At 67.9% G+C, this 12,763-nt stretch carries 11 protein-coding genes; 3 read left to right on the forward strand and 8 right to left on the reverse strand.

The window, feature by feature from the left end; translation table 11 throughout:
* Positions 1-12 precede the first annotated feature (12 nt).
* The 4 genes from AC1IQ6_RS00505 to AC1IQ6_RS00520 all read right to left on the reverse strand — a co-directional run bounded on the left by AC1IQ6_RS00505 (position 13) and on the right by AC1IQ6_RS00520 (position 4,382).
* Positions 13-1,308: an ABC transporter substrate-binding protein gene (locus AC1IQ6_RS00505; protein ID WP_102772973.1), complete on the reverse strand. Its 1,296-nt coding sequence runs from the start codon at positions 1,306-1,308 to the stop codon at positions 13-15.
* Positions 1,309-1,345: 37 nt separating this feature from the next.
* Entirely contained in the window at positions 1,346-2,401 is a 1,056-nt protein-coding gene (locus AC1IQ6_RS00510; RefSeq protein ID WP_102772974.1) for an ABC transporter ATP-binding protein, read from the reverse strand.
* 121 nt (positions 2,402-2,522) lie between these two features.
* Positions 2,523-3,320, reverse strand: coding sequence for a phosphodiesterase (locus AC1IQ6_RS00515; protein ID WP_479730755.1), 798 nt, complete (start codon positions 3,318-3,320; stop codon positions 2,523-2,525).
* Positions 3,321-3,356: 36 nt separating this feature from the next.
* Positions 3,357-4,382: a substrate-binding domain-containing protein gene (locus tag AC1IQ6_RS00520; protein WP_102772976.1), complete on the reverse strand. Its 1,026-nt coding sequence runs from the start codon at positions 4,380-4,382 to the stop codon at positions 3,357-3,359.
* 316 nt (positions 4,383-4,698) lie between these two features.
* Here AC1IQ6_RS00520 and AC1IQ6_RS00525 point away from each other — a divergent pair, with 316 nt between their 5' ends.
* Complete coding sequence (locus tag AC1IQ6_RS00525; RefSeq protein ID WP_102772977.1) at positions 4,699-6,027, forward strand: amidase; 1,329 nt, start codon at positions 4,699-4,701, stop codon at positions 6,025-6,027.
* Positions 6,028-6,089: 62 nt separating this feature from the next.
* Here AC1IQ6_RS00525 and leuA read toward each other — a convergent pair whose 3' ends face one another.
* The 3 genes from leuA to AC1IQ6_RS00540 all read right to left on the reverse strand — a co-directional run bounded on the left by leuA (position 6,090) and on the right by AC1IQ6_RS00540 (position 9,978).
* A complete protein-coding gene (gene leuA / locus AC1IQ6_RS00530; RefSeq protein WP_102772978.1) occupies positions 6,090-7,802 on the reverse strand; it encodes a 2-isopropylmalate synthase in 1,713 nt (570 codons plus the stop codon).
* A 404-nt stretch (positions 7,803-8,206) separates the two neighbouring features.
* Positions 8,207-9,187 (reverse strand): tripartite tricarboxylate transporter substrate binding protein, encoded by a 981-nt coding sequence (locus tag AC1IQ6_RS00535; protein ID WP_102772979.1) that lies wholly within the window; start codon positions 9,185-9,187, stop codon positions 8,207-8,209.
* Positions 9,188-9,357: 170 nt separating this feature from the next.
* Positions 9,358-9,978 carry a hypothetical protein gene (locus AC1IQ6_RS00540; protein WP_485865639.1) on the reverse strand — a complete coding sequence of 207 codons (621 nt, stop codon included), beginning with the start codon at positions 9,976-9,978 and terminating at the stop codon, positions 9,358-9,360.
* Positions 9,979-9,994: 16 nt separating this feature from the next.
* Between AC1IQ6_RS00540 and rpoN the strand changes: the two genes are divergently transcribed.
* Both rpoN and AC1IQ6_RS00550 read left to right on the forward strand, forming a co-directional pair.
* Positions 9,995-11,422: an RNA polymerase factor sigma-54 gene (rpoN, locus tag AC1IQ6_RS00545; RefSeq protein ID WP_440130633.1), complete on the forward strand. Its 1,428-nt coding sequence runs from the start codon at positions 9,995-9,997 to the stop codon at positions 11,420-11,422.
* 121 nt (positions 11,423-11,543) lie between these two features.
* Complete coding sequence (locus AC1IQ6_RS00550) at positions 11,544-11,825, forward strand: (2Fe-2S)-binding protein (RefSeq protein ID WP_102772982.1); 282 nt, start codon at positions 11,544-11,546, stop codon at positions 11,823-11,825.
* Between the two features lie 27 nt (positions 11,826-11,852).
* Here the strand turns inward: AC1IQ6_RS00550 and AC1IQ6_RS00555 are convergent, their stop codons facing one another.
* Complete coding sequence (locus tag AC1IQ6_RS00555) at positions 11,853-12,710, reverse strand: LysR substrate-binding domain-containing protein (RefSeq protein ID WP_485865640.1); 858 nt, start codon at positions 12,708-12,710, stop codon at positions 11,853-11,855.
* Positions 12,711-12,763 lie beyond the last annotated feature (53 nt).

Raw genomic sequence — 12,763 nt, forward strand, 5'->3', positions numbered from 1 at the left:
GTGCTTGTCGGTTTACTTGTAGGAACGCAGTATGCGGTCGGCCTCGCGCTGGGCGTCGGTCAGCGCCTGCTGGGGCGTCTTGGAGCCCGTCAGCGCGGCCTGCAGCGCATCGTTGAGCGTCTTGGTGACGCGCTGGTTTTCATGCGTGGAGAACTCGGCCACGCTGACTTCCAGCTGGTCGCGCGCGACCGTGGCGGCCGGCACTTCCTGCGCGTACTTCTTCATCTTCTCGGTTTCCCAGGCGGCCGGGGTCACCGCGACGTAGCCGGTCGCGATGCTCCAGTCGGCGGCGCGTTCGGGCGTGGTGACCCACTGCGCGAACTTGAGCGCGGCCTGCTGCTGCTCCGGCGTGCCGCTCTTGAAGATGTAGAAGTTGCCGCCGCCGGTCGGGCTGCCGCCGCGCTTCTGCTTGGGCATCATGGCGACGCCGAACGGGAAGTCGGCGTTCTTGCGGATGTTGGTCAGGTTGCCGGTGGTGGTCCAGACGATGGCGGCCTTCTTTTCGAGGAAGTCCTTGGGCGTGGTGCCCCAGTCGATGGTGCCGGCCGGCATGATCTTGTGCTTGGCCGACAGGTCGTGCCAGAACTGCGCGGCCTCGACCACCGCCGGCTTGTCCAGGTAGACCTCGTTGCCGGCCTCGTTCATCAGGATCGCGTCGTTCGGCGTGGTCAGCGCCTGGAACAGCCAGTAGGCGAACGCGCCGCCCGAGGGGATCTCGATGCCCCACTGCGTGGTGTTGCCGGCGGCGTCCTGCTTGGTCAGCTTCTTGCCGTACTCGACCAGTTCGGCCCAGGTGGCCGGCGCGCGTTCGGGGTCCAGCCCGGCGGCCTTGAACAGGTCCTTGTTGTAGTACATGACGATGGTCGAGCGCTGGAAGGGCACGCCCCAGGTGTGGCCGCCGGTGCGGCTGTTCTGCATGAAGGCGTCATAGAAGCCGCCCAGCCACTTCTTGTCGGCCTCGCTCTTGGCCAGGCTGTCGATCGGGACGATGGCGTCCTCGTCGATCAGCGTGAACATGTCGGTCGACAGCAGCACCGCCAGCTGCGGCGGGGTGCCGCCCTTGAGCGCGGTCAGCGCCTTGGCGATCGAGTCCTGGTACGAGCCGGCGTAGATCGGCTTGATCCGGATGTTGGGATTTTCCTTCTGGAAGTCCGCCACCATGTCGTCGACGATCTTGGTGATGGGGCCGCCCACGGCGACCGGGTAATAGAACTCGACCTCGACGGGCTTGTTCTGCGCCTGCGCAGGCAGCGAAAGGCAGGCGGCGGCCAGGCTGGCGGCCAGGGTCTTCAGTACGGTGCGTCGCATGTTGGTTTTCCTTTCCTGTGCTGTGTGCGGGCTTGATCTAGTGCCCGACGGTGTTGATGACCGCCGAATCGGCGGCAAAGAAGTGCTGCTGCGCCTGCGGCCAGGACAGGCGCAGGGCTTCGCCGGCGCGCGCGCGCAGATGCCCGCTGACGCGCACGGCCACGCCGCTGGTGTCGCCGACGCGGCACACCACGATGGAGTCCGCGCCGAAGTACTCCACGCTTTCGACGGTGGCGGGGATGCCGCCGTCGTCGATCCGGATGTGTTCGGGCCGCACGCCCAGCTTGACCGCGCCGGCCGGCGCGCTGGCGATGGCCGGGCCGTCGGCGCCGGCGATGACGGTGGCGCCGTTGCCGCCGGCCAGGCCGATCAGGTTCATGGGCGGCGTGCCGATGAAGCGCGCGGCGAATTCGCTGGCCGGGCGCGCGTACAGGCCGTCGGGCGTGTCGTGCTGTTCGATCTGGCCGCCGCGCAGCAGCACCACCTGGTCGGCCATGCTCATGGCCTCGGTCTGGTCGTGCGTGACGTACACCATCGTGATGCCCAGCTCCTGCTGCAGCGCGCGGATCTCGCGGCGCATTTCGTGGCGCAGCTGCGCGTCGAGGTTGGAGAGCGGCTCGTCCATCAGGCAGACCGGGGCTTCGGAGATGACCGCGCGGCCCAGCGCCACGCGCTGCTGCTGGCCGCCGGACAGTTGCGAGGGCTTGCGGTCGAGCAGGTGGTTCAGGCCCAGCAGGCCGGCCACGCGCTGCAGGCGGCGGTCGTAGTCGCGCGCCGGCTCCTTGCGCACCTTCAGGCCGAACAGGATGTTCTCGCGCACCGACAGGTGCGGAAACAGCGCATACGACTGGAACACCATGGAGATGCGGCGCTTGGAAGGCGGCAGCTGGGTCACGTCGCGGTCGCCGATGCGGATGCTGCCCGAGGTGGGCGTGTCCAGCCCGGCGATCATGCGCAGGGTGGTGGACTTTCCGCAGCCCGACGGACCCAGGAGGACCGTGAAGCTGCCGGCGGGAACGGTGAAGCTGACGCCATGGATCGCGGCGGCGGCGCCGTACTGCTTGGTGAGGTTATCCAGAACGATGGATGACATGCTGTCTCGAAGATCCGATAGTTGGATCCGCATTGTTGCCTGCGATGAAATCCTTTTCATTGTGCAGCGCAAACATGACGGATGTATGGCAAGGCGAGGCCCGATAGTCTAGCCGCAGGCCTCAGGCGAATGGGTAAGGTCCGGGGTATTCCCCAATGACGGCGTGGTGCGTGACCAGGTTGCCGCCATGCCACCAGTGCAATTGATAGCCCGGCGGCTCCATGATGTATTGCAGCGTCGGGCGCGGCCCGATCTCCAGCGCGAGCTGGTGCGCGGTGCCCGGACAGGTCGAGGCGATGGTGCCGCCGAAGCGCTGGAATATCGTGCGGTGCAGATGGCCGCAGAGCACGCGTTCCACGTTCGGGAAACGCGCCACGATGCGCTCGAGCTCGGGCGCGCCGGCCAGCAGGCCGATGGCGTCCATGTGCTCGATGCCGGTCAGGAATGGCGGATGGTGCATCAGCACCAGCGTGGGCCGCTGCGGCTGTTCGGCCAGGCGCGTGGCCAGCCAGTCGAGCCGGTCCTGGCACAGTTCGCCGTGGCTCTTCATCGGCACCACGGTGTCCAGCGCCAGCAGGCGCAGCGGATAGCTTTCGATGGCGTACTGGATGAACGGCCCGTCGCCTTGCAGATAGTCGTGGTCGGGAAACGCGGCGCGCAGCTGGGCGCGGTCGTCGTGGTTGCCGGGCAGCAGGAAGTACGGAATCTCCAGCGCCTGCAGGTGCTCGCGCAGCGCCTGGTATTCCTGGGGCCGGCCCAGGTCGGTCAGGTCGCCGGTGATGAGCACGCAGTCGGGCCGCGGCGTCAGGGCGTTGAGCGCGCGCACGGCCGGCGCCAGGAAGGCGGCCGGATCGATGATGCCGTAGGCCTTGTCGCCCGGGGTGCGCATGTGCAGGTCGGTAATCTGTGCGATGAGCATGATGCTTGGATATCGAAAGCGTTGAAGTGGCGGCGCCTAGCCGGCGGCCTTGCGCCGCACCGGCGCCGCGGTGCCGCCGACCACGATGCAATGCGGCAGGCGGTCGGATTGCGGCGGTTGTCCGTGGATCTGCGCCAGCAGGTTGGAGCAGGCCGCCACGCCGATGCCGTCGCTGGGCTGCGCCACCGTGGTCAGCGGCGGCGTCAGCAAGGCGCCGAAACGCATGCCGTCGAAGCCGCAGACCGAGATGTCGGCCGGCACGGACAGGCCCAGCCCGACCAGGTCGGCGATCACCGCCGTGGCCAGCAGATCGTTCGAGCAGAACAGGGCGGTGGGCGCCTGCTTGCCGCGCAGCGCGGCCTTGAGGGCGTCGGCGTCGCTGCCGGTGTGCGAACTCATGGAGATGTGCTGGATGGCATCCAGGCCCAGGCGCTTGGCGCAGGCGCGCGCGCCGGTCAGGCGGCGGCGCGCGCGGTCGGAGGCGGTCAGCGGCCCGGTGACCAGCGCGATGCGGCGATGGCCCAGCGCCGCCAGATGGGCCACCATGTCGCTGGCGGCGGCGCGGTTGTCCACCGAGGCATAGGGATGGGCGGCCGATTCGTTGTAGACCAGCACATAGGGAATGCCGGCGCTGTCCAGGTCGTCCAGCGTCGCGCTCTTGGCCACGTCGGCGACCGTCAGGATCAGCCCGTCGACCTGGTGGTCCATCAGGCCCTGGACCGCGGCCGATTCGACCGCCGGATCGTAGCCGGTGGCCGTCAGCATCACGCTGTAGCCCGATTCGCGCGCGCGGCGCTCGGCGCCTTCGAAGCATTCTGCGAACACCGGGTTGGAGAGCGTGGGCAGGATCAGCCCGATGGTGCGCGTGCTGCCCGAGCGCAGGCTGCGGCCCACGCGGTTGGGGCGAAAGCCCGCGCGCTTGGCGACGCTGCGGATGTGGGCCAGCGTGTCGGGATGCACGATGTCCGGCTGGTTGAAGGCGCGCGACACCGTGGCCGGCGAAACCCCGGCCTTGCGGGCCACTTCAATGATGGAGAATCGGGGCGACGGGCGCGATGCCATGCGGAATTGCTGTCGGGTCGTGAAAACGATTTCATCTTACTAGACAAATATGACCTTTGTATTGCACGGGTTTGCGCTATGCTGGTGCCGACGCAACAGAAAAGCCAAGGCGCGACGCGCGGTTTCCGTGGAGAAAAGCGGTGATTTCCGTGTTTTTCCCAATTGACGCGTGGTGGACATTGGCAGCAGTCGGTTGGTCCGAAATGCGCGGCGGAATTTGCCCGCCGCGTCTTCCGGCGAACCCCCGGTCAAGGGGACCGGGTGCGTCGCTCAGCCGCCGCGCGCCATGCGCGGCGCCGGTAAAGAGGAAAGGACCATGTCTATAGCCTTGAACAAGCTTGGCGCGCTCGAAGCCGCGCGCAAGCTGCAACGGCGCGAACTGACCGCGGAGCAGCTCGTGCGCGCTTGCTTCGCGCGCATCGAGCAGCGCGAGAACACCGTGCATGCCTGGACCGCGCTGCAAAAGCAGGCTGCGCTGGAACGCGCGCAGACGCTGGACCGCGGCGCGCTGCGCGGCCCGCTGCATGGCCTGCCCATCGGCGTCAAGGACCTGTTCGACACCGCGGACCTGCCCACCCGCTACGGCTCGCCCATCTACGAACGCCACCGCCCGGGCCTGGACGCGGCCAGCGTGGCGCAGTGCCGCGAGGCCGGCGCGATCGTGATCGGCAAGACCGTGACCACCGAATTCGCCACCTACCATGCCGGTCCCACGCGCAATCCGCGCAACGAGGCCTACACGCCGGGCGGCTCCTCCAGCGGCTCGGCGGCCGCGGTGGCCGACGACATGGTGCCATTCGCGCTGGGCACGCAGACCGCGGGCTCCATCATCCGCCCCGCCTCCTATTGCGGCGTGGTCGGCTACAAGCCCACCTTCGGCAGCATTTCGCGCGCGGGGGTCAAGAGCGTGGCCGAGTCGCTGGACACGGTCGGCGGCTTCGCGCGTTCGGTGCCGGACGTGGCGCTGTTCGCCTCGGTCCTGATGCGCGACCCGCGCATGCTGGACCTGTCGTACGACGGCAAGCCGCGCATCGGCATGTTCCGCACCCTGCAGTGGCGCCATGCCCAGTCCGAAACCAAGGAGGCCTTCGCGCAGGCGGCGGCCATCCTGTCGCGCGCCGGCGCCGTGGTGGAAGAAGTGCCGCAGCCGCAGGAACACTGCGCGCTGGTGCAGCTGCACGCGGACATCATGGCGTTCGAGCTGTCGCAGGCGCTGGCCTACGAGCGCATCGAGCACATGGGCCAGCTCAGCACCAAGCTGCAGGCCATCATCGAGGCGGGCATGCGCATCGGGGCCGAAGAACACCAGCAGAACCTGGCCCGCGCCGCCGAGCCGCGCGCGCGCGTGGACTCGTGGCTCGACACGTACGACGTGCTGATCGCGCCTAGCGCAGCCGGCGAAGCGCCCTTCGCGGACCTGGGCACGGGCGATCCGCAGTTCTCGCGGGCCTGGACGCTGTTCGGCCTGCCCTGCCTGAACCTGCCGTTCGCCACCGGCCCGCAGGGCCTGCCGGTGGGCCTGCAGCTGATCGGCAAGCGCCACGGCGACCACGCCATGCTGGCCATCGCGGCCTGGGTGCATCAGCGCCTGCTGGCCGCCAACTCGCCCGACATCGGCGCATCCGACATGTGGCCGCGCGGCTGACGTCGCTCGGAAACAAAAAGCCCGCCGGGTAGCGGCGGGCTGCTTTCATGCCGGGTCGCGGATCACGCGGTCTCGGCAGTCTCTTGCTCGGTGGTGGTCACGGCGCCGGCGTTGATGTGGCGGTTGACGGCGCTCAGCACGGCCTGGAACGAGGCCGTCACGATGTCGCGGTCGATGCCCACGCCGAAGCCCGTGCCGGAATCGCCCACGCGCAGCTCCACGTAGGATGCGGCGCGGGTGTCGGTGCCGGTGCCGATGGCGTGCTCATGGTAGTCCATGATGCGCACCGGCACGTCCAGCGCCGCCACGAAAGCCGAGATGGCGCCGTCGCCCTTGCCGGTGACGACGCGGCGTTCGCCGTTGTATTCCAGTTCGGCCTCGATGCTGAAATGCTGGCCTTCGCCGGCGGCCGGGTTGCCGTCGATGCGGTGGCGCACCAGCTTCCAGGGCGCCTTCTGCTCCAGGTATTCGCGGCTGAAGATGGTGTGCACATCGTCGGCGGTGACCTCGCGGCCGGTCTCGTCGGTCACGCGCTGGATGGCGCGGCTGAATTCGATCTGCAGGCGGCGCGGCAACACCAGGCCGTGCTCCTGTTCGAGCAGGTACGACACGCCGCCCTTGCCCGACTGGCTGTTGACGCGGATCACCGCGTCGTAGCTGCGGCCCAGGTCGGCCGGGTCGATCGGCAGGTACGGCACTTCCCACACGGCGTCGGGCTGCTGCTGGGCGAAGCCCTTCTTGATGGCGTCCTGGTGCGAGCCGGAGAACGCGGTGAAGACCAGGTCGCCGGCGTACGGATGGCGCGGGTGCACCGGCAGCTGGTTGCAGTACTCGGCGCAGCGGCGCACTTCGTCGATGTCCGAGAAATCCAGGCCCGGATGCACGCCCTGGGTATAGAGGTTCAGCGCCAGCGTGACGAGGTCGACGTTGCCGGTGCGCTCGCCGCTGCCGAACAGGCAGCCTTCGATGCGGTCGGCGCCGGCCATCACGGCGAATTCGGCGGCGGCCACGGCGGTGCCGCGGTCGTTATGCGGGTGCACGCTGAGCACGATGCTGTCGCGGCGCGCCAGGTTCTTGTGCATCCACTCGATCTGGTCGGCGTACATGTTCGGCGTGGTGGCCTCGATGGTGGCCGGCAGGTTCAGCACCATCTTGCAGTCCGGCGTGGGCTCCCATACGTCGGCCACGGCGTTGGAGACTTCCAGCGCGAATTCGGGTTCGGTCGTGCTGAACACTTCCGGCGAGTACTGGTAGCGCCACTTGGTCTCGGGATGCTGGGCCATGTACTGCTTGACCAGGCGCGTGCCGGTCGTGGCGATGTTCTTGATCTCGTCCTTGCTCATGTTGAACACGACCTTGCGGAACGCCGGCGCGCAGGCGTTGTACAAGTGGACGATGGCCTGCTTGGCGCCGGCGGCCGATTCCACCGTGCGGCTGATCAGGTCTTCGCGCGACTGCGTCAGCACGATGATGGTGACGTCGTCGGGAATGCGCTTTTCGTCGATGAGCTTGCGCACGAAGTCGAAGTCGGTCTGCGAGGCCGACGGGAAGCCCACTTCGATTTCCTTGAAGCCGATCTTCACCAGCTGTTCGAAGAAGCGGAGCTTGCGCTCGACGCTCATGGGCTCGATCAGGGCCTGGTTGCCGTCGCGCAGGTCCGTGCTCATCCAGATCGGCGCGGCGGTGATGCGGCGGCTGGGCCAGGTGCGCTCGGAGAAATCGCGGGCAAACGGCGTGAACGGGACGTACTTGGTGGCGGGGTTGGCAAGCATCATGACTACACCTCGATCGGTTTCTTTTGAATCCCTATCCGGAGTCGTTCCGGAAGCTGCGCGGCCGGTTTGCGGCGTGCTGCGCGGGTTTGCCTTGACGGGTTCACCGTCGTCGTCTGGCTGGATTCAGAGATAAAAGGGAAAAATCGCGTGTGGCAAGCGTGGCTGCCGAGCTACCACGGGGACACTAGGCCCGGCAACCGATCGGTAGGTATAGCGATAGCGCGATGGAGGAGGTGCGAGCGCGCAGGCCGGCAACCGGAGCGTTAAAGCGTCCGATAGCAATCGCGAGGGGGTTGCGGTAAGCGGCCATAGGTTGCTAGTCAAACATATTTTTTCGTGCAGCGCAAACAAAATACGATGAAAAAGCCGGGGACGGATGGCTCCCCGGCTTTTTGCGCGGCCGTTTATTGCGTCTGCATGTGGCCGTTCTGCACGACTTTGCCCAGGCGTTCGCGTTCGTTGGCGGCGAATTCGGCGAAGCTGGCGCGCGAGCCGCCGCCGGGCTCGATGCTGCTCTGGCGCAGCGCGTCCCGCACCTCGGCCGTCTGCAGCGATTTGTCCACCGCGGCGTTCATGCGGTCCAGCACGTCGGCGGGCGTGCCGGCCGGGGCGAACAGGCCGGCCCAGTGGCCGATGCGCACGCCGGGAAAGCCTTGCTCGGCCGTCGTCGGGATGTCCGGCGCGCTGGCCATGCGCTTGTCCCAGGTGGTGGCCAGGGCCTTGAGCTTGCCGCTCTGGATCAGCGGCAGCGTGACGATGCTGGCCTCCGAGGTCGCGTCGACCTGGTTGCCGACCACCGCGGTCACGCCCTCCGAGCCGCTCTTGTAGGCGATGGGCTCGACCGGCAGGCCCGAGGCTTCCTTGAGCATTTCCGCGACGAAATGCGGCGTGCTGCCGTTGCCCGCGGTCGAGAACGTGATGCGGTCGGTCCTGGCCTGCTTGGCGCGGGCCACGAAGTCCTTGAGGTCCTTGGCCGGATTGGACGGGTTGGCGACGATGACCGAGGGCGTGATCGACAGCAGCGCGACCGGGGTCAGCATGTCGTCCTTGTAGGGCTGGTCCGAGCGGATCAGACTGTTGGTGACGGTGCCGTTGCTGCCCACCAGGTAGGTGTAGCCATCGGCCGGGCTGCGCGCCACGTGCGCCGCGCCGATCACGCCGCCGGCGCCGGGCCGGTTCTCGACGATCACGGGCTGGCCCAGTTGGGACCCGACCGCCTTGGCGATGATGCGCGCGACCAGGTCATTGGCGCCGCCCGCCGTGAACGGGGCGACGAAAGTGATCGGTTTGTCGGGCCATTCGGCGGCTCCGGCGGCGCCGCAGGCAAAGGCGGCCGAGCAGGCCAGCAGCAGGCCGGCGGCGTACCGGCTGGGAGAGAAATGCATGAAAAAAACTCCAGGGGGCGGGCCGCGCATCCGGCAGGTCTGCGCTGCCGGTCGGTTGGAGTCGATGCGAAGGCGGCCGGCGGTTATGCGAGCCTGGAGTCCGAGTATAGGAGCGGCCGGCTGGCGGCTGCCTGAAACGAACAGGCCGCCCGTGGGCGGCCTGCGCGGCTTCAGTCGGCGGGGCCGCCGATGCGCGGTTCGACGTAGTGGTCGGTGCGCGGCTGGCGGCGGATTTCGCCGGGATCGCGGCCGGCGGCCGCCGCCGGATTGTCCAGGATGGCGGCCTGGTCGGCCACCATCGCGATCTTGTCGATGCGGCGGTGGCGCAGTTCGGACAGCGAGCGGCGCAGGTCGCCGACCGTGAACGGTTCCTGGCGGTCGCCCCAGGTCCAGCGCAGCACGCCCAGGGATTCATCCGAGAGCTGCGGCGCCAGGCCGGCCAGCACGTCGGTGCCCACCGGCGTGGCGCTGCCGGCGGCCAGGCTGGCGGACAGCCAGGCGCGGACGGTGAAAAATACAATCAGAGACCAGATGGCGGCGACGGCCCACCAGAGGTAGGGGTTGACCTTCTGCACCATGTCCACGGTCGGCTGGCCCAGGCTGTGCAGGAAGTCATAGTTCATGCTGCGGCCGAATGCCAGTATCCACTGGGCGACCAGATACCAGATGACGAGGGCGACGGCGATGACGATCGCACGCACTATGAGTCGGGGTAGCGCCAGTTTGAGCAGGGTCTGGCCGATCAGGCGGCAGTCCTGGCGGACGCTTGCGGGCGAAGTCAGATTCATCATGCAAAATATTGTACCTATGACCCGTCCTATTTTAGAACTGCGACCCGGCCAGCATCTGACGCTGACGCCACAGCTGCAGCAATCCATAAGGTTGCTGCAGCTGTCCACGCTCGAGCTCGAAGCCGAGATTTCGCAGGTGCTCGCGGAAAACCCCTTGCTGGAACGGGACGAGGACCCCCAGCCGGCCGAAGCGCAGGCCGAGTCCGAGCGCGAGTCCTCCGTGCAGGACGACGAGCCGCCGCTCGAACGCGAAACGCCGGCCGAGGAAATGCCCGGCTCGGGCGGCGTCTATCCGGACGAGGACTCCTCCATGCCCGAGGCGGCCCGGCCCGACACGCTGCGCGAATACCTGCTGGGCCAGCTGGTCCTGACCCGGGCGCAGGCCCGCGACGTGGCGCTGGCGGGGCTGCTGATCGACGAGCTGGACGAAAACGGCTATCTGGGCTCGCCGCTGGAGGAGATCCTGGGCTGGCTGCCGGCCGAAATGGAGCCCGACCTCGACGAGCTGAAGGCCGCGCTGTCGCTGCTGCAATCGTTCGATCCGCCCGGCATCGGTGCGCGCGACATGGCCGAATGCCTGCTGTTGCAACTGCGCAACCCCGATCTCGCCTGCCTGCCCGAGGCGGCCGACGCCGCCGTGCTGGACTGTGCGCGGCAAATCTGCGCGCAGCACCTGGCGCTGTTGGCTACCGGCAACACCGCCCGGCTGTGCGCCGCCGTGGGCTGCGACGAAGCCACGGTGCGCGCCGCGCATGCCCTGATCCTGCGGCTCGAACCCCGTCCCGGACGGGCCTGGACCGTGCCCGCCGCCGACTACGCGGTGCCCGACGTCATCGTGCGCAAGACCCGCCGCGGCTGGCAGGCCACCCTGAACAGCGCCGCCGTGCCGCGGCTGCAGATCAACGGGCTGTACGCCCAGATGCTGGGCAACCAGAAGGAATCGGCGCACGCCGGCCTGCAGGCCCAGCTGCAGCAGGCCCGCTGGATGATCCGCAACGTGGAGCAGCGCTTCGACACCATCCTGCGGGTGGCCCAGGCCATCGTGGAGCACCAGACCGCGTTCTTCAGCCAGGGGCCGGGCGCCATGCGGCCGCTCATCCTGAAGGACATCGCGGGCGAGCTGGGCTTGCATGAATCCACGATTTCACGCGCCACAACACAGAAGTACATGCTCACTCCGTTTGGCACGCTGGAACTCAAGCGCTTCTTCGGCACGGGCGTGGCCACCGAGGGCGGGGACACCGCCTCGGCCACCGCGGTGCAGACCTTCATCCGCCAGATGGTGGCCGAGGAAAACCGCGCCAAGCCTTTATCCGACAGCCAGATCACCCAAAAACTGGCCGATCAGGGGATCGTCATCGCCCGCCGCACGGTGGCAAAGTACCGAGAAGCGCTGCGGATCGCGCCGGCCGCGCTGCGCAAGGCGCAGGCCGCCGCCCGCTGAAATCAGGGACGGATAAATTCGAATTCGTCCCTGATTTCAAGCACTTGCGTGACACTTTGGTTGCAAATTTATTTACGCCTGGGACTTGTCAGTTATTGAATAATTTTCGATAATTATTCTCATGTACATTTGCGTATGTAATGCCATCACCGAACGCCAAGTCCGCGCCAGCGTGGACGCCGGCGCGACGACGCTTTCCGACCTGCAATTCGAGCTGGGCGTGGCCACGTGCTGCGGCTGCTGCGCGGCGACCGCCGCCGAATACCTGCCGGGCGGCCGCTGCTCCAGCGTGTGCGACGTGCGCTCGATTGCCGTTCCGGTCAATCCGCCGGCCACCGTGGCCGAACCGGGCGCGCCCGCTGCCAACAGCAGCTTCCCCATCGCGCTCGTCGCCACGGCTTAAACGGCGGATTCCTCTCCCGGCTCGCTGCTAGCTTGCGGCGGGCCGCGTCATTTCCTTCTCGCAAAACTCCTCGATCACCGTCGCCAGCCGGCGCACCGGCGCGCGTCCCGCGTCGGGCACGCATAGCGCCAGTTCGGTCGGCGGCACACCCGGCAGCTCCGCATCGACGATGTGGTGGCCCGGCACGATGCAGCGCCGCTCCAGCAAGGCGATCCCCAGCCCGCCCTTCAGCGCCGCCTGCAGGCCCAGGAGATTCGGGCTTTCGTAGGCGATGCGCCAATGCCGGCCCGCGGCCTCCAGCGCGTGGATCGCCCGGTTGCGATAGATGCAGCCCTGCGGGAAAGCCACCAGCGGCACCGGCTCGTCGGCCGCCGGCGCCTGCGGCGTCCCGCCGATCCAGTGCAGATGTTCGGTCCAGGCCGCCGCGGCGGGGCCGACGCCGGGTTCGCGCTTGACCAGCGCCACGTCCAGGTCGCCGCGTTCCAGGCCGCGCACGAGCGCGGCGGTCAGGTCGCAGCGCACCGACAGCCGCACGCCGGGCTGCGAACGCGCGAATTCCGAAATCACGGCGGCCAGCGAGTCGGCGGCGAAGTCGTCGGGGATGCCCAGCCGGATCACGTCCACGCGCTTGCGGCCGCTGACCGCCTCGCGCACCTCGGTCGACAGCGCCAGCATGCGCCGGGCGTAGCCCAGCAGGCGCTCGCCGTCCTCGGTCAGCAAGACCTGCCGGCCTTCGCGCACGAACAGGGCGCAGTCCAGCGATTCCTCCAGCTTGCGGATCTGCTGGCTGACGGTGGACTGGCTGCGGTGCACGCGTTCGCCGGCCGCGGTAAAGCCGCCGGCGTCGACCACCGACACGAAACTATGGAGCAGATCGAGATCCATTGGCGCACCCGAAGCATCTGATTTTCAAATACTTTCGATCCGAATAAAGAGTT

The sequence above is a fragment of the Achromobacter sp. MUI-25009338 genome (assembly GCF_057359325.1).